Annotated in this window: 14 protein-coding genes; 6 read left to right on the forward strand and 8 right to left on the reverse strand. The window is 49.0% G+C overall.

The genetic code is table 11. The features are described from left to right. The first annotated feature begins 8 nt into the window (after positions 1–8). The 6 genes from Cabys_RS07750 (at position 9) to selA (ending at position 8,811) form a co-directional block, all read left to right on the forward strand. A complete protein-coding gene (locus tag Cabys_RS07750; protein WP_006929756.1) occupies positions 9–2,093 on the forward strand; it encodes a chloride channel protein in 2,085 nt (694 codons plus the stop codon). Between the two features lie 24 nt (positions 2,094–2,117). Then, a complete protein-coding gene (locus Cabys_RS07755) occupies positions 2,118–3,269 on the forward strand; it encodes an acyl-CoA dehydrogenase (protein WP_006929757.1) in 1,152 nt (383 codons plus the stop codon). A 7-nt stretch (positions 3,270–3,276) separates the two neighbouring features. After that, positions 3,277–5,565, forward strand: coding sequence for an HD family phosphohydrolase (locus tag Cabys_RS07760; RefSeq protein ID WP_006929758.1), 2,289 nt, complete (start codon positions 3,277–3,279; stop codon positions 5,563–5,565). After that, positions 5,546–5,974, forward strand: coding sequence for an rRNA maturation RNase YbeY (gene ybeY / locus Cabys_RS07765; RefSeq protein ID WP_006929759.1), 429 nt, complete (start codon positions 5,546–5,548; stop codon positions 5,972–5,974). The genes Cabys_RS07760 and ybeY overlap by 20 nt, the downstream gene beginning before the upstream one ends. 121 nt (positions 5,975–6,095) lie before the next feature. Beyond that, positions 6,096–7,391: a hemolysin family protein gene (locus Cabys_RS07770; RefSeq protein WP_006929760.1), complete on the forward strand. Its 1,296-nt coding sequence runs from the start codon at positions 6,096–6,098 to the stop codon at positions 7,389–7,391. A gap of 13 nt (positions 7,392–7,404) precedes the next feature. After that, the gene (selA, locus tag Cabys_RS07775; protein WP_006929761.1) at positions 7,405–8,811 is read left to right on the forward strand and encodes an L-seryl-tRNA(Sec) selenium transferase; all 1,407 of its coding nucleotides are present in this window, start codon (positions 7,405–7,407) and stop codon (positions 8,809–8,811) included. A gap of 132 nt (positions 8,812–8,943) precedes the next feature. On the opposite strand, the gene Cabys_RS07780 is transcribed toward selA, so the two are convergent. The 8 genes from Cabys_RS07780 to Cabys_RS07810 form a co-directional block, all read right to left on the reverse strand. After that, positions 8,944–10,590 (reverse strand): sodium:solute symporter family protein, encoded by a 1,647-nt coding sequence (locus Cabys_RS07780; RefSeq protein ID WP_006929762.1) that lies wholly within the window; start codon positions 10,588–10,590, stop codon positions 8,944–8,946. A gap of 174 nt (positions 10,591–10,764) precedes the next feature. Continuing rightward, positions 10,765–10,908, reverse strand: a complete 144-nt coding sequence (locus tag Cabys_RS20020) for a hypothetical protein (protein WP_006929763.1) — start codon at positions 10,906–10,908, stop codon at positions 10,765–10,767. A gap of 470 nt (positions 10,909–11,378) precedes the next feature. Further along, on the reverse strand, positions 11,379–14,021 hold the full coding sequence (locus tag Cabys_RS07785) for an alpha-galactosidase (RefSeq protein ID WP_169313656.1): 2,643 nt from the start codon (positions 14,019–14,021) through the stop codon (positions 11,379–11,381). A gap of 145 nt (positions 14,022–14,166) precedes the next feature. Continuing rightward, positions 14,167–16,209, reverse strand: a complete 2,043-nt coding sequence (locus Cabys_RS07790) for a glycoside hydrolase family 36 protein (RefSeq protein ID WP_006929766.1) — start codon at positions 16,207–16,209, stop codon at positions 14,167–14,169. A gap of 293 nt (positions 16,210–16,502) precedes the next feature. Beyond that, entirely contained in the window at positions 16,503–18,317 is a 1,815-nt protein-coding gene (locus Cabys_RS07795; protein ID WP_006929767.1) for a T9SS type A sorting domain-containing protein, read from the reverse strand. 201 nt (positions 18,318–18,518) lie between these two features. Further along, the gene (locus tag Cabys_RS07800) at positions 18,519–20,645 is read right to left on the reverse strand and encodes a fibronectin type III domain-containing protein (RefSeq protein ID WP_006929768.1); all 2,127 of its coding nucleotides are present in this window, start codon (positions 20,643–20,645) and stop codon (positions 18,519–18,521) included. Between the two features lie 19 nt (positions 20,646–20,664). Next, on the reverse strand, positions 20,665–21,678 hold the full coding sequence (locus Cabys_RS07805; protein ID WP_006929769.1) for a PorV/PorQ family protein: 1,014 nt from the start codon (positions 21,676–21,678) through the stop codon (positions 20,665–20,667). 14 nt (positions 21,679–21,692) lie between these two features. After that, positions 21,693–23,879, reverse strand: coding sequence for a T9SS type A sorting domain-containing protein (locus tag Cabys_RS07810; protein ID WP_006929770.1), 2,187 nt, complete (start codon positions 23,877–23,879; stop codon positions 21,693–21,695). Between the last annotated feature and the right edge of the window lies 1 nt (position 23,880).

Raw genomic sequence — 23,880 nt, forward strand, 5'->3', positions numbered from 1 at the left:
ACAGTCTAATGGGCACGGAAATAAAAACCATCAAGTATCCCAAATTTCTGCGCAGAATATACAAACAATTTCTGGTCTATTTTAATCGACTTAAATTAACCGAGCACAGTTTTGTTCTGATTGTCGCGGTAATTATCGGCCTGCTAGGTGGTTATGGCGCGGTTCTAATTCAGTTGACCATTCGCTGGTTTCAGCATCTTTTCTGGGGAGGAACATTTAATCTGCAAACCATAGCGGCCATTGACTGGTACTGGCGGGTCATCATTCCGGCCCTGGGCGGTGTGATCGTTGGTTTTATTATCCAGTATTATTCGCGCGAGGCAAAGGGCCATGGCGTGCCGGAGGTGATGGAAGCCATCGCCTTGCGCAATGGCATCATTCGACCACGGGTGGTTATTGCCAAGTTATTTTCGTCGGCGCTTTACATTGCTTCTGGCGGCTCTGTAGGTCGTGAAGGACCGGTCATTCAAATCGGGTCCGCCGTCGGTTCCACAGTGGGGCAATTTTTTAAGGTTAATCCGAAAAGAATGCGCGTGTTTGTGGCCTGCGGCGCCGCATCCGGTATTGCTGCTGCCTTTAATGCGCCGGTTGCCGGTGCGCTATTTGCTGTAGAAATTATTCTAGGGGATTTTGCCGTTCCGCAATTCAGCCCCATTGTAATCGCTTCTGTAGCGGCTACCATCGTTTCACGGCATTACCTGGGAAATTACCCGGCCTTCGATGTACCGGAGTATCATCTGGTTTCTCCTCTGGAATTGATTAATTACGTGGTGCTTGGCTTTCTGGCCGGATTAACGGCGGTGCTTTTTATCAAGACGCTCTATTATTCGGAAGACCTTTTTGACAATCTGAAAATGCCGGAATACGTTAAAGGCGCCATCGGCGGTGTTATTATCGGTACGATCGGCCTTTTGTTCCCTTACATTTACGGCGTTGGCTACGACACCATGGACCTGGCGCTGGAAGGGAAGATGTTATGGCAGATTGCCGGCGCGCTGGTCTTCATTAAAATACTGGCCACGTCAATCAGTCTGGGTTCTGGCGGCTCGGGCGGTATCTTTGCCCCCTCGTTATTCATGGGCGCCATGTTGGGCGTTTTTTTTGGGCATATGGTTAATATGTTCTTTCCGGTATGGACTTCGGAACCGGGAGCTTATGCCCTGGTGGCCATGGGCGGAGTCGTTGGCGCGGCCACACACGGCCCCATTGCCGCCATTTTAATCATTTTTGAAATGACCAACGATTACAAGATCATTTTGCCCTTAATGATTACCACGATCATTGCCACCTTATTGGCCATGCGCTTGCAAAATGAATCGATTTACACTTTGAAGCTGGTGCGCCGGGGAATCAATATCTTTGGCGGACGTGAAATTAATGTGTTGAAATCCTTAAAGGTGGAAGACGTTGTCAATCCGACCATCGATCTGGTGTCGGTCAGAACGCCGTTCGAAAAACTGATTCCGGTTATCGCCAATTCCAGTCACAATCAAATTTACGTGGTGGATGACGCAGAAAAATTGATCGGCTATATTTCCATGCAAGAAATCCGGCAAACCATGGTGGAACTGGATACCTTAAAACACCTATTAATCGCCGGAGATATTGCCAATCCCGACATTCCCGTTGTGCGCTGCGATGAAACGCTGGACAAAGTGATGAAACTTTTTGGCCGCGTCGGCTTAGAAGAGCTTCCGGTGGTGTCGGTCAACGGTAACGAACAAATTATGGGCACCATCAGCCAGCGCGAGGTGATCGACGCTTACAACCAGCAGATCTTTTTACGAGATATGGCCGGAGAGAGCGAACGCAGCATTCGGGCGATTTCGCGCCAAAAACGGGTGCATGTGGTGGGCCAGCACTATTTTGAAGAGGTTGAAGTGCCCATGGAGCTGGTGGGCAAAACCTTTCGCGAAGCGGCCATTCGCAATCGGTTTGATGTGGAAGTATTAATGGTTAAACGCAAAGAAATAAAAAACGGGCATCCGCACACTTATTATTTCCAGCCCAATGCCGATACTCGTTTACAGCTTAAAGACGAACTGCTCATTTTTGGCAGCCAGAAGGCCATTGAGCGTTTTGGAAAAGCATGATTAATTATTAAGGAGTAGCACAAAATGATTCAATTTAGCGAAGAACACCAGATGGTGCGCAAAATGATCCAGGATTTTGCCCGCAAAGAAGTAGCCCCAAAAGCCATAGAAATTGATGAAAACGAGACTTTTCCGCATGAAACGTTTAAGAAGATGGCTGAACTAAATTTAATGGGATTAATCTTTGAAGAAAAATATGGCGGCGCCGGCATGGACTACATCTCTTACATTATTATTCTGGAAGAGCTGGCGCGCGTTTGCGCTTCCACAGCGCTTTCGTATTCGGCTCATGTTTCTCTGGCCGCCAATCCTATCGCTACCTACGGCACAGAGGCGCAAAAGGAAAAATATTTAAAACCGCTGGCCGCAGGAGAAAAGATCGGCTCTTTTTGTTTAAGCGAACCCAATGCGGGCAGCGATGCGGCGCACATTCAAACCACTGCCGCTAAAGACGGCGATTATTTTATTTTGAATGGCTCAAAAGCCTGGATTACCAATGCGGAGGTGGCGGATATTTTCATTGTGGCCGCAGTTACCGATAAAGAAAAAGGCGCGCATGGTATTTCCAATTTTATCGTTGAACGCGGAACGCCGGGATTTGAGATCGGCAAAAAAGAGAAAAAATGTGGAATGCGTGGTTCGCCCACCAGCGTTTTACATTTTAACGAGTGTAAAATACCGGCAGAAAATTTACTGGGCAAATTAAACAAAGGCTATCCACAGTTTCTTGAAACCCTGGATGGCGGTCGTGTGGGTATTGCCGCCCAATCGTTGGGCATCGCCAAAGAAGCGTTTAAGCGATCTATGATCTACGCTCAGGAACGTAAAGCCTTCGGACGAGCCATCGGCGATTTTCAGGCCATTCAATTTAAGCTGGCGGATATGGCTACAAAAATTTACGCCGCTGAAAATATGATCTACCATGCCGCCTGGCTCAAGCAGAACGGAAAACCCTACAAAAAAGAAGCGGGAATGGCCAAATTGTTCGCATCCGAAGCCGCTACCGAAATTGCCAATCAGGCCATTCAAATCCATGGTGGATATGGCTACATTCGCGAATTTGAGGTCGAGCGTTTCTGGCGCGATGCAAAATTGCTTGAAATTGGCGAAGGAACTTCCGAAATTCAACGTCTGGTGATTTATCGGCAGTGGAAAGACGATATTTCTAAAATTTGAGTAAACAATGGAAAACGAAACAAAATTTTTCGAAAAAATAAAAGAGATTAAAATCGGGCAACGCTCACTTTACGATATTCTGATTAAGTTGTTGCTGGCGCTGGTAATTTTAATATTGGTGCCGTTGATGTTTAATCCCCAGCGTCCCCTTAAATTCAGCGATATGAAGGTGGGGAGCATTTCCAATCGTAAAATTGTGGCGCCCTTCGACTTTTTTGTCCTTAAGACCGAAAAGGAGTTAAAGGCTGAGCAGGATTCGGTATTAAAGGGCGTCCCCTATTATTTTGTGTACGACGATTCGCTTACCCTTCAGAATAAAAGGCTGCTGCGCAATCTTCTGCCATTTCTGGTTAATGCCATCCCTCAATATGAAAAGATGGACAATAAAGAAGAATATCTGAAAAATTTGAGCGAAGAACTGAACCTGGTGTTTGACGTCAAAATTTCTCCCTCCAATCTGGCCGTGGCGTTTGATATTTTAAAGGTAGAAGAAAATGTCAGGGCCATTAAAAAGGTATTGAATATCGCCGAAAAACTTATGGTTCAGGGGATTTTGAACAAAGAAACGACCACCTTCACCCGGCCGCGGGTGGTGGTTATTAAAAACGGAGTGGAAGAGCCGCTGGATTTTGAAAGACGAATCGATTTTGCAAACTTTCAAAAAACCCTGGAAAATGAGTTTCTGAAACACTTTTCGGTCAACCATACGCTGGTTTTGGAATATCTTTTTGTGCGCAGCCTTAAGCCAAACCTGATATTTGAGCGGGAATTTACCGAAAAGGCAAAAGAAGAAGCCCTGGCCAATATTTCGCGCACCAAAGATATGGTTTACGAGAACGAATTGATTGTGGATAAAAATATTCGAATCGATCCGGCAACCTATCAAAAGTTGTACTCGCTGGAAATGGCCATTGCCGAACGCAGTCAGCGAGAGGGACGCTGGGAAAGATTATGGTTTTCTGTTGGCCGTTATATGCTAATGGCAGCCATTCTGGCCATTTTTGCGCTTTATCTCTACTCCTTCCGACGGCGGATTTTCGAAAATAACAAAATGCTGTTGATGATTACCATTATTTTGATGCTCAATTTTGTGCTTGCCGCTTTAATTACCCAGTCTTTAAACTGGAACAATTATTTAATTCCCACCACGATGGGTTCCATGCTGCTGGCCATTTTAATCGATACCGGTCTGGGATTTGTGGGAACGGTGATCATTGCTCTTGTGCTGGGCGGTTTGCAGGGAGGCGGTTTTGATATTGTGTTGTTCAGCGTTGTCAGCGGAATGGTGGCCATTTACAGCGTCTATCGTATTCGCAATCGAAATCAAATTTTTAAAGCCATTGTCTTTATCTCCGGCGCATATTTCTGGATGATCCTGGCCATCTCGCTTTATCGCTATTTGCCGTTTACAGAAACTCTGCAAAGTTTTGGCTATTATCTTTTGCCCAATGCGGTTTTTTCTGCGTTTTTTACTTTTATGATTTTGGGCGTTTTCGAGAAGGCGTTTGATATTACCACGGACATTACGCTGCTTGAGCTCAGCGATCTGAATCATCCTCTGCTCAAAAAACTTTCGTTAGAGGCGCCGGGCACTTTTCACCATAGTATGGTTGTTGGCAATCTGGCCGAGGCGGCGGCCAAAGCCATCGGAGCCAATCCCCTGTTGGCCAGGGTGGGCAGTTACTATCACGATATCGGTAAAATGGAAAAACCGCAATATTTTGTGGAAAATCAGATGAACGCCGAAAATCGACACGATCAGTTGAATCCCAATATGAGCGCTTTAATCCTGGCTTCCCATGTAAAAAACGGCATTGAGCTGGCTAAAAAGTACGGCATCCCAAAACGGATTCGCGATTTTATTCCGGAACACCACGGAACCAATCTGATGAGCTTTTTTTACAATAAGGCGAAGGAGATGTACGGCGAAGATGAAGTAAATGAGAGCGATTACCGCTATCCCGGCCCCAGGCCCCGTTCCAAAGAAACGGCCATTGTAATGCTGGCCGATGCGGTGGAAGCGGCCACCAGAACACTGAGCAATCCGACGCCCAGTAAATTGCGAGCCTTTGTCGAAGAACTGGTGGACAGGCGATTTAAAGAAGGGGAGTTAGACGATTCCGATTTAACCTTTAAAGATTTAAAAAAGATCATTAACGCCTTTTTGCCGGTGCTCTATGGCGTTTTTCAACATCGCGTGGAATATCCGGAACAAAAAGAAAAAAAAGCGGCCGCTAAAAACAACAAACAAAAACAGGAAAAAGCGACGGTTAAAAATGGAAATTCAGATTCATAATTTCCCGACAGAACTGCCCGGAAAGGCGCAAAACTGGGAAAAACTGACCGAACATATTTTGAAGGAAGTTGACTTAAATACGAAATCATTAAACGTCGTGTTCGTTGACGATAACACCTTGCAGGCCATGCACCTGGAATATTTAAACGATCCGCAAAAAACGGATGTTATGACCTTCGATTTGAGCGATGGGGATGACCTGGAAGGCGAAATTTACATCAGCGCCGACAGAGCCCAGGAACAGGCCCGGGAGTATCAGGTATCGTTTGCAGAAGAAGTTTTGCGTTTGATTATTCACGGTATTTTGCATTTAAAAGGATACGACGACCTGAGAGCAGAAGATCAAAAATTAATGAAAGAGCAGGAAGATCGGCTGGTGCAAATATTTAAAGAAAGTTTGCCAGAATGATTGGTGGGGCCATTAATTTTTTGAGAAAAACGCTATTTTAAATTTAAATGTTTTTTATTATATTAAATGCATTAATTGGTATAGTTTATAAGTTCAAGTAACGGGGAGGTTAATTCCAGATTTGGATCCTGCATCATTTCTCTATTTAATGATCTTTGTCATATTATTGGCGTTCGCTGCTTTTTTTTCGGCGGCCGAAACCGCGCTCTTTTCCCTGCCAAAATCTACGGTGGAAAAATATGCCCGCAGTAAACATGCGCTTACCAAACAAGTGGCGGTTTTATTAAGAGAACCCAGACGCCTTTTAATCTCAATCCTTATTGGCAGTACGCTGGTTAATGTAGCCATCGCTTCTATTGCTACCTTAATTACCAGTAAATTGATCATCCGCTATGACTTAAACGAAATAGGCGCATTATTGATAAACGTCGTGGTGGTAACCTTTATTATTCTCTTCTTTTGTGAATTGTTGCCAAAAATATTGGCCATTAAAAACGCCAAAACCCTCAGTAAAAATTTTGTATTACCGTTGACATTTTTCTACTATCTCTTTTATCCGGTTTCTTATGTGCTGGATCTTCTGACGCAGCAAATCTCTTCTTCCTTTGGGGCAGAAAAAGATAAGTTTAATTTGAGTGAAAAAGAGTTGCGCACCCTGGTCGATGTGGGCGAGGAACGCGGCGCCTTGCTGAAAGAAGAAAAAGAAATGATCCACGGCATCTTTGAAATGAGCGGCACCGTGGCGCGCGAAATCATGGTTCCCCGCACCGACATGGTTTGCCTGGAAAAACACGCCTCGCTAAACGAAGTTCTCAAAACATTTAAGGAACACATGCACAGCCGTATTCCCGTATATGACGATATCATCGATAATATTGTCGGCATTCTTTATGTTAAAGACTTACTGCCTTTTATCCGCAAAAGAAACGCTTCGGAATTTAAACTGGAGAAAATCGTGCGGCCGGCTTATTACGTTCCTGAGACCAAGCGTATTAACGAACTGTTAAGGGAATTTCAGACGGAAAAAATCCACATGGCCATTGTGGTCGATGAATATGGGGGAACGGCCGGACTGGTAACCCTGGAAGATGTGATCGAAGAGATTGTGGGCGAAATTCAGGATGAGTATGACAAAGAGACGCCGCAAATCAAAAAAATAAATGAAACCACCTTTCTGGTTAACGCCGGTAGCCTGATCGATGAAATTAACGAAGAACTGGACCTGGATTTGCCAACCGAAGAAGGCGTGGACACCCTGGCCGGCTTTTTGCTCGGACAGTTCGGTTCTGTGCCTAAAGTCAAAGATAAAATCGAGTACAACGGCTACGAATTTGTTATTGAAAAAGCAACCAAAAAACGCATCCAGCTGGTACGCATTATTCTAAAGAAAAACGACAAGATTACTAATCAAAAGTGATGGATTGCCGTTCATGCAACCTTCTAAAAATTTCCTGAAAAAACTTCCTTCAACTCATAAGTTGTTGAGCTCGCTGGAAGATGAATTTCCCGAGATTAAAGCCGATATTCTAAAAAAGTTGATAAATCAGCATCTGGAGCAGGCGCGGGAGAATCCCGCCCTGCTGAACCTGGCCGAAAAATCAAAAGATGAAATCGAAATTGCGCTGCGCAGTCGATTGTCCGACGCGCTACGGGCGCTGCAACGCGGCACATTGCGAAAGGTGATCAATGCCACGGGCGTTGTGTTGCATACCGGCCTGGGAAGAGCGCCGATCGAACCGTCATGGATGGAGTCATTAAAAGAGATCAGCGCCTATTGCAACTTAGAACTGGATTTGGCCAGCGGCAAACGCGGTCAACGCAATGACCATCTGAGTTATTTGCTGCGCCTGTTAACCGGTGCCGAAGACGGATTTGCCGTCAACAACAACGCCGCCGCCGTCATGTTAATGCTCAACACCCTGGGCTATCAAAAAGAGGTGATTATCTCCCGCGGGGAGATGATCGAAATCGGCGGATCCTTCCGCTTGCCGGAGGTGATGAAGGCCAGCGGCTGCATTTTGCGCGAAATCGGCTCAACCAATAAAACCCATTTGCGCGACTACGAAGAAACCATCCATGAACAAAGCGGTGCGATTTTAATCTGTCATCCCAGTAATTACGAAGTACAGGGATTTACGCACAAACCAGCGCTGGAGGAGGTAGTCGCTCTGGCGCACGACCGCGGTTTGCCTGTTATTTATGATTTAGGCAGCGGTTCCATGCCAGAAACCTCGCACCTGGCTGGCGGCTACGAGCCGGAGGTTAATGCCATTGTTCGGGCGGGCGTGGATCTGATCTCCTTTTCCGGCGATAAGCTGTTAGGCGGCCCGCAGGCTGGCATTATTGTCGGGAAACGCGAATATGTTCAACGCTGCGCTCAAAATCACCTGCTGCGGGCCCTCAGGCTGGATAAGTTCATGATCAAATTATTGCAGCAAACATTGCTGCAATATTTTTACAAAGACAGTTCACAAAGAATATTAGCGCACCAGGCATTGCAGGCCAGCGAACAGGAATTGAAAAAGCGCTGTGAAAATTTTTTAAACGCTCTGCAGCCGGAGTTCAGAAAATTCTTTCAAATCGAAACAACGCCCGGCCGTGTGGGCAGCGGCGCCTACCCTTTGTTGCACCTGCCGGGTGCGGCTTTAAGACTTCAATCAGAAAAAGTCAAAGCCAGCCGTTTTAGCAAGCTAATGCGCCTGCAAGAGCCGCCGGTCATTACTTACATTGAAGACGAACAGGTGGTTCTGGATTTGAGAACGGTCTTGCCGCAGGATGAGCCGATTTTAAAAGAAAAGGTGGAAAAAACGCTAAAAGAGCTTCTTGCGCGGGAATGACTGTCCGGTGTCATTCCGGCCGAGCGCAGCGAGAGCCGGAATCCCCTGCATTTTGAAAGGGATTCCTGCTTGCGCGGGAATGACATGGAAGGGTGGAAGGGATTCCCGCTTGCGCGGGAATCCCTTTTGCCATTAGTCGAAAACCACCTTTAAATAGCCGCCAATAAAATAGATGACCATGCCGCTTACAGCAAGGTGCGAGGCGTACGGCCAGCCCGAACTGCCGCTGATTACCCCGCCCAAAAAAATGAGAACGCCAGCTATATAGAGCGAAAAGCTTAACTTGCCCGCAGGAGTTTCTGGAATAATGTTGTAAACTTTGCCGCTGGCCTCTTCTTCTGCGCTGGTTCGGCGTGCCTTCCAGATGATTTCAATTTTCTCTTTATTTTCCGGACGCGTTAAATAGCTGACCAGAGGCATAACCAGCAAGGCCGTAACGGCGCTTAAAAACGTGGTCAGATTAAAATCAAATTGAAAATAGAACTTGCCGATTATGCCGGCCACGGCTCCGGCCAGATATCCCCAGATGGCCCCGGCAGATGTGGCGCGCTTCCAGAGCAGGCCGTACAAAATGCCTACGATGAACAGCGGCATGTCCATGATGCCGATAATTGTCAGATAGGCCTCGACTGCGCCGCCCATTTTGGGCACTAAAAAGGCAAAGCCGATCATAAACAAGCCCACTAAAAAGGTGATGAAGCGAGCCATGAATAAAATTTCTTTGTTTGTGGCCTGGCGCTTTTTAAGGGTTTCGTAAATATCGTTGGTAAATAGCGTTGCTACGCCGTTTAAATTTCCGCTAATGGTCGAAAGTTGAGAAGAGAGCAGACCGACGACTACCAGGCCCAGAATGACCGGCGGCAGCATTTGCGAAAGCAAGGTAGGAATGGCCTGATCCGGATTTTGTAAATTGGGATAGAGCACGGCGGCAGCCAGCCCAGGCAAATTCCACAGCAGGGCGAACGGCGTTGTGATAATGCCGGCCAGCACCATTCCTTTGGCCACGGTTTTAGTGCTCTCCGCGCCAAAGGCCCGCTGCAGCAGTCCCTGATCCACGCTGGCCCACTGGATGCCCAGTAAGAAAATGGCCAGAATAAATTTCCAGTTGTACGTACCGCTTTGTCGTACCAGTTGCAGACTGTTTTCCGGCAGCTTTTCGATTAAACCGGGCATCCAGCCAACCGCCTTCATAGCCATAGGAAGAACGATTAACGCACCGCCCAGCATAAAAACAAACTGGATGACATCGGTAAAGGCCACCGACCACATGCCGCCTAACATGGTGTAAATGATGGCAATAATGGCAAAGGCCACAATCCAGAACAGATATGAGGTGATGCCGGTAATAGCCTGCGCCGCCACCACGGCCGTGTACAGCACCACGCCCAGCCAAAAAGCCAGACGAAAAACCCACAAAATGCCCACCAGCAGGCGCACAGACTTATTGTAGCGCATGCTTAAAAATTCCGGAATGGTGCGTACGCGTAAACGGCGCATGATGGGAATGATGAACAAACCGGAAAACACAAGCGCCATATTGCCCGTCCAGGTTTGCCACAAAATGGAAATGCCATGCTTGTAGGCAATGCCCGCCTGTCCCACAAAACTGTAAAGGTTCACATTGGTCGCGGTAATGACGGCCGCCAGAATAAAGGGCGTTAGCTTACGACCTGCCACATAAAAATCATCGGGCTCGCCCACCCATTTATAAAAAAAGCTGCCCACAAAAAAGGTCAGTAGCAAAAATGCGATTACAATAATGATGTCTATTAACGCCACGGTAAGCCTCCAATCAATCTGTAAGTTCCGTAAAAAAGCATTTTTTTAAAGCAAAGCCTTTGAACGTTTTTATGCAAGCAAAAAGCTACCGCTTTAAGGTAATCTTACAAGATTATTTTCACCGGGGGAAGGAAATTGCCCACGGCCTAACCCTTAAAACGTTCTGGTCGGAATTCATGCCGAATCGGTTGCTTTTTTGTCTTTCTCTTTATGGCTTTTGTACAACCGTTTAAATTCTTTGATGGGCACGTAAATCCAGGTTACCAGAATGACAAAGCCGATCAGCCAGATGCTCCAGGTTATCCAGTCGATGTACATTGTTTACTCCTTTCTGGGTGAATGGGATTCCCGCTTGCGCGGGAATGACGCCTTTGTTTTGTGAAAGGGATTCCCGCTTGCGCGGGAATGACAGTCCGGTGTCATTCCGGCCGAGCGTAGCGAGAGCCGGAATCCGCTGTATTTTGAAAGGGATTCCTGCTTTCGCAGGAATGACGTGTAAGGGTGGAATGGATTCCCGCTTGCGCGGGAATGACTGTCCGGTGTCATTCCGGCCGAGCGCAGCGAGAGCCGGAATCCCCTGCATTTTGAAAAGGATTCCTGCTTGCGCAGGAATGACGTGTAAGGGTGGAATGGATTCCCGCTTGCGCGGGAATGACAGTCCGGTGTCATTCCGGCCGAGCGCAGCGAGAGCCGGAATCCCCTGCATTTTGAAAAGGATTCCTGCTTGCGCGGGAATGACTCCTTTGTTTTGTGTCAGGGATTCCCGCTTGCGCGGGAATGACGCCGCATTAAAACTTCCCCTTAAAAAGAGGCCTTGTCTGCCATTTGCCCTTACTAACCGTTGGGATGTCGTTTTCTTTTTCAAACACATTCTCTTTGCTCTTTATGGTTAATTTACCCATTTTGACTAATTTTTTCATGCCCATTTCCCAGATGGAAAAATTAGCCGGAGGCAGTGGCTCGTCAACCTCATTTTGAATGTGAAAGGCAACCGGCTGCTGCAAATCATCCATAGGCAGTAAAATCCAGTACCATCTTCCTGCGGCGCCTTTTTTAACGATGGGCTTAACCGTGCGTTCGCCCATCTTAAATTCGATGCGCAGGGATTTTACCGCTTCGCTGAAATCCAGTAAAAATCCCAATCGAGCGTCATACCACAGCGTATCTTTGCCCAACTCGACGGAACCGGAAATCTGTTGCCGATCAAGAGCATTGAAGCAAAGGCGCGGGCTGGTTCGTTTTTGCTGCGTGGCGGACCAGTTTTGCAGCAGACTTTCAAACGCGCTTACGGAGAGGTCTTGTCCGTTGAAAATAAGGCGTTTAATTTTGCTTTTGTTAACCAGGCGTGGAGCGTGGGGCATTGTTGCATCCCAATAAAGCTCGTAGGTCGCGCTGTTTTCGGTTTGTTTCAAGGGTTGTAAAACTGCCCCGCTTAAGTAGAGGGGCTGAGTGTCGCTTATGGGTTTAAATTGCAAAACCAGCACTTCATAGCCCTGCAAATTAAAAGAAAGCGGCTGGCCGGGCCTCAGCGGCTCGCCTTTAATGGATCGCTGTGGATAGAGCGTTTCTACCATAAACGCCCGCTTCTCCTTTTTGCCGAACAGGCGGGCGAATTCAAAGGAAATGGTCTGCGGCTGCACAAAAGGATTGCGCAAAATCAAAATAGACCGGTCTTCTCCTTTGTGCAAATAGCCATAAATTTTTCTCTGGTAAGGATCGCCTCCTAAAAATACGGTATTGCTCAGAGTTTTATGGTTGCGGTGCGCCCATTTCATGGTCGCGGCCAGAAAACCCCACTCCTCTTTGCTCAGGATTTCCGGCGAAAGATACAGTTCCCACATCATGACGCCGCGCGAAAAATACATAACCACGTTGTTCATCCAGTCGCGCAGCGTTTCGTTCTTACCGCCCAGTAAATTTAATTTTCCTTTAATAATGCCGTGCGTCATCACATTGCTCAGGGGAAACTGAAACTGATTAACCACAAAATCTTTGTACAGGGTGTAGTCGCGAAAGGTAATGGCTTTATCGCGTTCGCTAAAGGCCGGCACCTCTTCGGCATGGCCGTAATCGGCGCCGGTCATCCACACGGCGTCGGCGTATTGCAACCACCAGGGGCTCAGCCAGGTGCCAACCGTGATGTCGATAAAGATGTCGGGCTTTTCGGCGCGCAGGGCTTTGAGTATTTCTATTAAACGTTCGATGAGCGTGGTGCGGGAGTAAATGCCCGGTAAATGGTCGTGATCGCTTTCGTTACAAATGGAAAGAAAACCGTCGATTTTGTAAAAGGAGAGATCGCCCTCTTTCAAATACTGCAAAGTCTTATTTTTAAACGTGTTGAAATATCTGTCCTCTCCCAGACAAAGATGTCTGCCCGAGGTTTTGTAACCATGTTCTCCGGCCCAGCGGACGCGTTTGTCGCGCGCGCTTCCGTACCCATTCCAGGGCGAAATCCACAGTCCCAGACGGCTGTTCATTTTTTCAAGTTCCCGGCGTAAGGGCGCAAAGCCCTGAGGAAACTTCTGCCTGTTTAACTCCCACACCGAGTGAACATCATCCCACCCATCGTCAATGACAAAGGCGTCCAGCGTTAAACCGTAGCGATCAATTAAGGTCGATTTAAAAGCCTGAATGGTGCTCAAAAGTTTGTCGTAAGAAAAATCTCTTACATCGTACCATGTATTGTAAAGGACGAAGGGCTCGTCATTTCGTGGACGTAATGTGCGAATATAACCAAAAAATGTCTCCTGTGTCCGGCCGGAAGGAGCGAAGCCAATGACGGCCGGGTATGTGTAAAGCGGCTTTTTGACAGATAATTTTTGAGCCAGGCGATACCAGCACGAAACATGATCGCCGCCACCGCTTTCAGAGTAGGCGCCGGGAAATTCGATGCCAAAAAATAGATCGTCGCCATAGAGCGGCTGGCCAAATCCGCCATGAGACGTTTGCAAGCCCATCAACTTTCCGTCAAATACGTGTACTCTTTCAATGAAGACGGGCACATCATTAAAGGGGCTTAATTCCAGGTTGATTTTGAACCAGGGCTCCTGTGAGGGAACGTTCAGACGCAGCGTTATTTTAAGGGAATGGCCTTCAAATATTAACAACGCCTGCTGGTTGTTTCCTTTGCCTGTTTGCCGGATGTCTTGTAAAACAAAATCCTGCATACTCCATTTTGCCGGGGTATTGCGCGGCGGGGTAATGCCCTCCCCGAGATAGGTGGTTGTGATACGGAAAAAATCTCCTTTAAATCCGTACCGTTGCCCGCTATCTTTATTGTAAAGATAATCCAGTTTCGCTTTCCGGGCTTTAATGCTAAAACGCGCTTCAAAATGGTTGTTACCCAGAGTCAAGGACTCTGTGTCGCGCTGAATATAGGCCTGTCCCATAAGTAGGACAGGCGCCAGAAGAAAAATGAAAAACTTTTTCATACTAATTCCCATCAAAATTGATTTCTGTCGGCGCCGCATTCCGGAATGAAAGCCCGCATGGTTTAAAAGCAAATGACCGCCTGCCGGGCGCATGCGCTTTGCCTTTTCCGCTTTAGTGAACATCAACGGAAGTTTATGCAAAAGATCACTTAACATAGATCAGCAAATGTTTTTTAAATTGCGCCTTAAGAAAGGGGCGCTCGCTGCTCACCGTGCCCAGATTTTTGGCATTCTCATAGTCATAAACGGTTAAAGTTTTTTTAGCCGGCAAACCGCGCAGTTCAATGGTTCCGTTAAAATCGTCGGCGTAAAAGGCGTAAAACAGGGTATCGCCTTTTTGAATCACGTGCGCTTCCGGACGGTCATAGCCCAGGTCATACAGCGTTCCGACATATTGGCCTTTAGCCAGCTGGTATTTTTTGTACAGGCCGATCCATTTTTTCCAGATTTTTTCTTTTTCTGGCGTCAGGCCAATATGCCCGGTTTCTTTGTTAAAATAGCTTTCGGGCGGCCAGACGAACTTGGTTCCTGGTACGCCGCCAATGCCAATTGTCGAAGCAAAATCGTCTTTCCCGTCGCTTAATTCCACATGGTCGCCGTAGTAGGGCGCCTGTGGCCCCATCAGGGCTTTATGGGCTTTACCTTTTAAACGGATTTGCCATGAGCTGGTGGGATCGGAAGCCACCGGTTGATTTTCAACGGCCATGTTGAAAAAGGAAGCGGCGTCGCCGCAGGGGCAAATTTCAACCACGGCATCGGGCTTGATGGAAATGGCCGTCTGGTAAATCATGTCAAAAAAGGCGGGCAGCGCTTCCACGGCCTCCTCCGGCCGGGCGTGGTTGTGCGCGGGATTGTAGCAGGGCGGTACGGCGTTCTGATGCTGGCCATCCAGCTTTAAACCGTCAAAATCCCAGTCTTTAATGATTTTGGTAATCAACCCTTTAAAGTATTGGCGGGTCGGTTCGTAAGCGGGGCACAGGTAGTAGCTGTCCCACCAGGTGATCAGTTGCGTGCTGCCATCTTCATTTAACAGCAGCATGTCGGAGTGTTCTTTCAAAAGTCTGGTGCCCGGATCGGCGGCCAGCGGAACGAACCACAGTTTGGCCTTTAAACCCATGGCATGAATACGATCGACCAGGGCGCGCATGTCGCGATCGCCGCGCGGAAATTTTTTGGGATGGAGGAACCAGTCCCCTTCGGCCGTCTGCCAGCCGTCGTCAATAACCGCCCAATCAAGGCCCACTTCTTTTACCTTGGGCAGGGCGCCTTCGATCTGTTCAACGGTAAAACCCCGCTCATAGCCCCAGGCGCACCAGATGGGCTGGTAGGCGGTTTCCGGATATGGCTTAAATTTAAGACCTCGTTTTTGCATCATTTGCGAATAACTTTGCAGCGGCCTGAAAAAATCGCCACGGTGCACGGTTAAAAAGGTTGGCAGAGTAGTGAAGGATTCGCCCGTTTGCAATGATAGGCGACGCTTACTGGTAATGGCCAGAGTTGCGCCCTCGGCGGTGGAATCGAATCGAACCGGTAAAGAGACCAGTTTGGGCGTTAATGCCAGGTGGCCCACCGCAAGTCCCGCATCCGTACGCCATAAATCCACCACCGGAATGCCGCCGCCGTAATCCGAAGCGTTCATGCCCTGATAGTTTTCTTTATAAAAGCCGCGCTCCACGGGCAAAACCCAGTCCGGCCTCTCCGGATAAGAAGCCGCCTGAAACGACCAGTAAGAAGGCGTCGTCTTTTGCTCAGGTAGCAACGTGTAGCGGTGGTTAATCCAGCCTTCTACCAAAAGTGGTTGGCCGCCAAGATTTTTGTAGCGAACCTGAAATACAGCCATTTGAGGGAATTGATCATACATTTTAATGTAAACCTGCTTTTCGATTTTCAGCGCGCTATCTTCAAAAATACCGGTAAGCTTTAACTCTTTTCCCGCTCCGATAGAATCTTGAAAGGTCCCGCTTTTAAATTGCTGCAAGCTAAAAGCGTCGATTCTCCTGTCCTGCAAAATGAGTTGTTCCGCCGGCTGAAAGGTGTCCATCAAAGGCCGACTCTGATCAGCAAGAGCGGATACTCTGGAGTGAAGCAAAGGATTAAATTCAATTTTTAGAAATTTATTGGTAATCGTCGGCTGTTTCTGGCAGGACACGAAAGTTAAAAATACGATCAACAGAAAAAAAATTCTCATCGCAAATGCTCCTCTAAAAAAATTGAAATGTTCATCAAAATCAAGCCATATCCATAATTACGTTCTTAATATTTCAAAAGCGCTGACATCACACATCATTATGCGTATCTCCCGGATAGAAAACTCCTTCCATTTAATCCCATTATGAACAAAAACATAGAATCTTTTGCCTATTCGACAGATTAATGCGTTCTGATGTTTTGTTTTAATACAACTTTATTCTGGTATTTCATTCCAGCTCTCTTTCTCTCATTGCAGGCGTTTTATGCAAAATTAATATTTCAAAAACTTTTTTACTTATTAAAGATCATCATACGTGTGGCCTGCTGTTTTTTTATTTTTAAACGATAAAAATAGACGCCGCTGGCCAGATGGTTCATGTCGATCAGCACGCGGTGCTGACCCGCAGGTTGATAGGCATCGACCAGCGTTTTGAGCAAGCGGCCGTTCACATCGTAAAGCGCCAGATGAACGGCTGCTCCGCTCTTCAGACGGTATTCGATCACGGTTGTGCCGTTGAATGGATTGGGGTAGTTTTGCTTCAGCACAAAATCCTGCGGCGCAAAGTCAGTGTTTTCAACGGCGCTGGTCGTTCCCAGCACGGCCGGCGTTCTGCTTCCGCCAAGGTCGTCCTGCATGTAGTCCTGATCGCTCCAGGCAGCGGACGACGCCCATTGAATGTAAATTTCGTCGCCGGTTGTTACTCCCAGATCGCTGAAAGCAACTGCCATTTCGCTGGAAGCGCCGCTGTGCGCCTCATTAACGCTGCCCACAAAACTCCAGCTCCAGTCGGAGCCTGTGCCCGTGTACTGGTACAGATTAGGCGCGCTGCCGGAAACTTGCTCGATCATGTAGTCGGCGCCCATGCTCCACCAGCCGTAGTTTAAACCGGTGGCTGCGTTTTTGTCGGTGTCGATGTAGATGTGGTAGCCGTCGCCGGTGTTGGCCGTTGCGTAATACGCGCCGGCCACATCGGTGCGCAAAAACAAGGTGCTGGCGTCGTATGTGTAGTAACCGGTAAGCAGATCCAGGTTGGCGTCCGAATAATCGCCCTGAGGATCGGTTACGTAGCTGCCCACGCCCGCCCAGTCGCTAAAATTACCGTCGATAGTAATGGAAGAGCTGGAAAAACCATAGCTGTGGTCGTCTGTTCTTATCCAGATTAGGCCCGTATTGGTTTCACGGGAGTGTTGAGGATTGTTGTGCTGCACAGCCGTTAAAAAAGCGCTGCCGGAATCAACTACCGGCCGGGGACGAAACGGGGCGCTGTTATTGTTGCTGGAGAACAAATATTCGCCCCAGCCCGTCGCCTTATGCCCGTAGAGCAGGGCGGAGTGCCAGGCGTAGTGGAATTGGTGCTGATCGTAAATGTTGGCGCTATTATTAGTGGTAATCGACCAGATTCCAAAACCAATGCTTTGCTGGTAGGCGTCCAGCTTATCGGCTTTGCTTTGCCAGGTCGCTTCGCTTTGATAATTTCCTGCCTCAATCTGATAACTCTCCGACAGGTAAAAATCGTCGGCGCTCAAATGGGTCGGTTCACCGGTGGGATTAAAATTGGCGTCAACCTCAGAGCTGAACACATCATCGGGGTTCCAGGCATTAACGCAAACCGGCATGCCCTGGGCATGAGCGGAATCGATCACCGCGTTTTGTCGTTCACGGCTTGTTTGAAAATCATAGCCAAAATCGTCAAAAAAGATGCCGTCGGCTCCCGTGGCCTTCCATTCTTTGATGCGAATTCCAATCTCGCTTAAACTTAAGTTTTGCGTGGTTACGCCGGCGTCAATGTAGCCGAAGATTCTGGTGCTGTAGCTGGCGTGTATCAGATTGATTATTTCTACCGTGTTAGCATGATCGCCGTGAGAGGTCTTTTCCAGGCCGTCGCCCAGCACCACAAAATCATATTGGCCGAGCGTATCGGCCGCCTGTTGATTGTTGGTCGCTCCGTTAATCATGGAAGGCCAGCCATAATAAATCAACAATTTTTGAGGATTTAAGCTGGCATTCACCGATTGTGTTATGGTGGTCGCGCTGGTTCGCGCTACGCTAAACGTTTGAGCCAGCAAAAATGTCGTCATGCTTAAAATAATAAGAACAAAACGCATATTCTCCCTTTTAACTTTTATTTCATTGGCGGTTTGTTCCGCAATGTGCTCCTATTGTTTTGCTGAGCCAGCCGGTTAAAAGCAAATGCGCCTTAAAAACGACTGTTGAAATAAAGTAGAGCGCAAAGGGAACCATCTCGTCAAAGCAATGGCAAGCGGCTTTTAGCATCCGTTGGCTACTCCCTAAGCGCTCCGGAACAATCAAAGAACAATCAATATTTTTCCTGTTTTTTCACCGATCGCCGAAGAAACGTGGTAAAAGTAAACCCCCGGAGCGATCAACTGATTGTAACGGTTTTTTAAATCCCAGATGCAAATGCTGGGCGTCAGACTGGTTGTGGGATCGTGCCGTAGTGTGCGGATTAATTCGCCGGCCGCGTTGAAAATACGAATGGTGGCTTTTTCCGGCAGGCCGGTAAATTGGATTTGATGATCTTTTAAGCCGCGTTCCCACAGTTCGGCCACCATGTACGGATTGGGCACCACGCGCACATTTTGCAGAGAAGAGCGGGCCTGCGGCGCCTGTGGGATAACCTCAACCGTATTGTTCATTTCGGCCGGGTTGTTGCTGGCGCCGTTTTCCAGCGGGCCGATGATGCCGTTGCCGCTATCATAGGCGGCGATGTAGTAACGGTATTTTAAGCCGTTGATTACGTTGTTATCAATAAAGATATTCACCGTATCGCCCACGTTGAAGTATTGAAACGAATCAATTTCCACCACGCTGCGACGCAGTTCATCCCAGTTATCGGAACCGAGGTTGAACCAGGCGTATTCCGGCAGGGTTTTGTAATTGCCTTTAATGTTGTTGGCAAGATCGTACTGCGCCAGAGGAATGTAATGAATGCCGCCTTCGAAATCTTGAAAGGAGTCCAACCCCCAGGTTTGTCCGCCGTCTGCCGAGCGATAGATTTTGTAGCCCTCAAATTGCGGATCTTTTTCGCTGTTGGTGCTCCAGACGAGCATGACTTTTCTGTCGCCAGGAATGGCTTCCACGACAGGAGCGGGCGGAGCGTCCACCACTTCCCAGTCGCTTTGATAAAGGTTAATGGCGCGCAGGGCGTTTACTTTAATATCTTTTTCGCTGGTGCCGAACACGGTGGCAAAGATCAGCGTGTCGCTCTGGCCGGGAGCAAGGGTAAATGGATGGCTGCCCAGGGTTTGCAAGCCGTCGGCGCCCTCGCCCACGTAATAGCCGGGACCGCCTTCTTCCGCGTCCGGAATGCCGTTTTCATCAAAGTCATCGTCGATGCCGTCGCCGTTGCTGTCGTGCGGATCGTTCAGGTTTTCTACATTGTACTCAAAGTACCAGTCGGGGCGGGCGCCATTGCCGCGCTCGGTGGTGGCTTCCATCCAGAAGTGAAAGGCATCGTAAGTGGCAACTTTCGTTGACGGTCCGGGCATTTCCAGCGCTACCACGCCGGCCCAGGCAATATCCTGCGGTGGTATGCTCCCGCCTTTGGGACTCTCTTCGTAGCCGTCATCGTCCGTTCCGTAAGCCAGTTGCAGTTTCGGATCGTAATAGTGGCGGTCAGCGTCGTAACCGATGCCCGGATAGAATTCCGGAATAAAGCTAAAATCGGCGTGAATGGCCATGCGCATGTCGTGAATGGGCGCGTCGCCAATATTGCGCACCACAAACACCCAGACGATAAAATCTTCGTACAGAGTGCCTTTCCAGGCCATGCCGCGGATGATCATTTGTGTTCTTAAAAAATTGGGGTAGGCCCGGCCTGTGGCCGTAAATTGATCGGTGCCGCCCCAGGCTTCCACCACAGAAAACATCTCCTGATCGGCCAGTTGTTCGCCATTGGGACCAAAGCCCGGCCAGCCCGTCACAGGATCGAACTGAATGGGATCGCCCAGAACGGGATAAACCGCTGGCCATTGCGCCGGCCAGGTTTCCGGATCGTCGCTCATTAAAGCTCGATCGCCGTTTACAAATTCCGGATAGGGATAAAAGTGTTCTTCATCCCAGAAAGCCGCGGGGCCCTCGTCCAGCGTGGCGTCGCAAAAGGCGTAGTAATCCGCTTTAGGATCGGGCCATCCGCCCACAGCGCCGGGATCCTGATCGATGGGCGCGCCCACCACCACGCCCACGCCGGTGCCCCAGCTGTAACCGCTGCCGGCCGGGTATTCAAACGCAGGCGGCCGGGCCAGCGCCATGTTCTGCTGGTTACCGTCGCACAACAAGCCGGTGTTGGCAAACTGCGTGCGTACTTTGTTGACGTCGAAAATATTCCAGCGCTTATAAACCATCATGTTTTCTTGCGCCAGCAACGGAAAGGCCAAAAAAACAGTTAAAAGTATTATCATGTGCCGCTTCATTTTTTCCCTCGATAACATTTTAAAGATTTAGAATTAAAGTGAACTGGTTTAATCCCTGAAAAACGCCGTAATCCAGATAAACATAATCCAGTTTTAAATTGTATCCGAGAATCGAACTAAAATCGAAACCAAAGCCCGCCGTGTAGCTCACCTGGTCGTAATTGAATTTGTAGCCGGCCCGCAAATAAAGCGCCTTTTTAACGCCTATTTCCATGCCCAGATTATGGCGAACCGCATAATCTCTGCTGTCCAGGATGTCGTAAGCTACCAGTAAACTCCAGGTTTGATTTTTAACAAAATAGTTAGAAATACCAAAGCGAAAGAGCAGAGGGATTTCCCATTCCAGGGTACGCAGCGAGGCCGGAATTTGTTTGTTGCTGGGGCTGCCGGGCACCACGTAAATCACGTCCAGATCGCGGCCGGAAAACTTCATTTTAGTGCCAAAGTTGGCCAGAGTGGCTGCTAATTTCAAATTGTTGTTAAAAAACGATGTGGTGAACACCGCGCCAATATCAAAGCCGAAGGCGCCGGCCTGAACGTTTGCCAGCTTTTCCTGAATGTACTTCATCTTAACGCCCAATGAAAAACGCGGCGTAAGGGCGCGCGCAAAGCCCAGACCAATGGCCATATCGCTGGCCGAATAAAAGCGCTGCGTGCCGTCCTGATCGTACACGGTCGTCTCTTCGATTTTGCCGTAATCCAGATACTGGAAGTCCAGGCCAAAGCTGCCCACGCCTTTAAAGTTCAGAACCGTGGCGATGTAAGACAGCCGGGTATCTACCAGCCAATCCATGGAACTGGCCACAAACGAGAATTTTGACGGCGTTTGACTGATGGTGGCCACGTTCCAGAATAGCCCGGTGGGGTCGTCAACCGTGGAGATGGCGGCATCGCCCATGGCCGACTGCCGCGCGCCCACGCCGATCTTTAGAAAATTAGCCACCGAGGTTCCGGAATAGTCCACTTGCTGACCGGTCAGATTAAACGCCAGACTGAGAACCATGATCAAGACAATAACAAACAATCTATTCATTTTAACTCTCCCTTTTACAGGATTACAATAAATTTTCCCGTTGTTTTCCCCAGCGGTGAATCGATGTGGTAAAAGTACACCCCGGGCGCCACCAACTGATTGTAGCGATTTTTTAAGTCCCACTCTTCAATGCTGGAAGAAGCGCGGTGCTGCAGGGTGCGAATCAGTTCGCCGCTGGTGTTAAAAATTTTAATCACCGCCTGCCCGGGCAAACCGGTAAACTGAATTTTGTGGTCCCGCCAGCCGCTTTCCCAGATTTCCGAAAAGCGGTAAGGATTGGGCACCACACGCACGTTTTGCAGGCCGTTCTGCGCCAGAGGCAGTTGGGGCCGTACGGCCACGGTGTTGTTGATTTCGTAAGGATTGGAAGCCGCGCCGTTTTCCAGCGGCCCGATAATACCATTGCCGGAATCGTAAGCCGCCACGTAGTACCAATAGTCCACGCCGTTTAATACGGAATTGTCCACAAACACATTGACACTGTCGCCGTCGTTGAAATATTTTAGAGGTTGCGGCAATTTAAAGCCGATCAGGCTGTCGCCCTGCACCTTAAAACGGTTGGGCACCCAGTTGTCGCTGCCCAGGTAGTACCAGGCGTATTCGGGCAGGGTTTTGTAATAGCCGGTAATGCCGTCAACGCGATCGTATTGGGCCAGCGGCACATAGTGCACCACGCCGTCAAAGTCGGTAAAGCTTTCGGCGCCCCAGGTTTGACCATTGTCCTGCGAACGGTAGATTTTGTAACCTTCAAATTGCACATCCCGTTCGCTTTCCGTTCCCCAGATCAGAATGACTTTGCGGTTGTCAACCATCGCCTCCATCTTTGGGGCGGGCGGCGCGTCCACCACTTCCCAATTGTTCTGGTAAAGATTAATGGCCCGCTGAGCGCTGGTTTTCAATTCTTTTTCACTGCGGCCGAACACCGTGGCAAAGATCAGCGTATCCATCTCGCCGGGTTGCAGGGTAAAGGAATGTGAACCCAACACCTGCAACCCGTCGGCGCCGCTGCCCACGTAGTAATTGGGCCCGCCGTCCAGAATGTCTGGCACGCCGTTGCCGTCAAAATCGTCGTCAATGCCGTCGTGGTCGCTGTCCTGCGGATCGTTGAGATTAAGCAGGTTCCACTGGTAGTACATCTCCGGATCGCCGCCGCTGCCGATGTTGGTGGTCTGTCCCTCCCAGAAGTGCGTGGCGTCGTAGGCGGCAACCGTTCCGTCGCCGCCGGGCATCTTTAAAGCTACCACGCCCGCCCAGGCGATGTTTTCAGCCGATAAAACGCCTCCGCCGCGCGGATCTTCTTCAAAACCGTCGTCGTCCCAGCCGTAAGCCAGCTGCAGTTTGGGATCGTAGTAGTGCCGGTCGTCGTCGTAAGAGATGCCGGGTAAAAAGGCGGGCAAAAAGCCGAAATCGATGTGAATGCCCATGGCCATATCGACAATAGGGGCGGGATTGGGATTGCGCACGATGAACACCCAGACGATGAAGTTCTCGTACAGCGTGCCCTTCCAGGCCAGACCGCGCATGATGAGCTGAGTGCGCAGCCAGCGCGTTTTGGCGTTGCCCACGCCGATTTGATCGGTGCCGCCCCAGCCGTACATCACGCTAAAGGTCTCCTGATCGGCGATCTGTTCGCCGTTGGGGCCAAAGCCCGGCCAGCCTGTTTGCGCATCTTTTAAAAGAGGAATGAGCGGTAATTGATCGTTAACGATTTTTTCATCATCCAGCCCTGTTTTGTAAACGTAGTTGGGCAGGGCCTCGGGCCAGGGGTCTGGCCAGGAGGTGGGATCGGTGCTAATGGAAGCGGCGGTGGGGTTGGTGAATTCCGGGTAGGGGGCAAAGTGTTCCTCGTTCCAGAAGTCGGCCGGCCCCTCGTCCATCGTGCCGTCTAAATAAGCCAGACCGTCCGGATTGGTGCCGCCCACCACCGCCGGGTCCTGTGGATAGGGCGCGCCCACAACCACCGCCACGCAGGTGCCGTAGTTCAATCCGCTGCCCTGCGGAAATTCAAACGAGGGAATGCGCGCCAGCGAATAATTCTGATTATTGCCGTCGCACAACATGCCTGCATTGTTAAAGGTGGTGGCCACTTTATTAATGTTCATCACGTTCCACCTTTTAAAATCCATGGGATTTTTTTGAGCCGCAAGCGAGCTCAGAAAAATCATGGAAAGCGTGATGGTTAAAGATTGTTTTAGTTTCATT

The organism is Caldithrix abyssi DSM 13497 (assembly GCF_001886815.1).
GTDB classification, from domain to species: Bacteria; Calditrichota; Calditrichia; order Calditrichales; family Calditrichaceae; genus Caldithrix; species Caldithrix abyssi.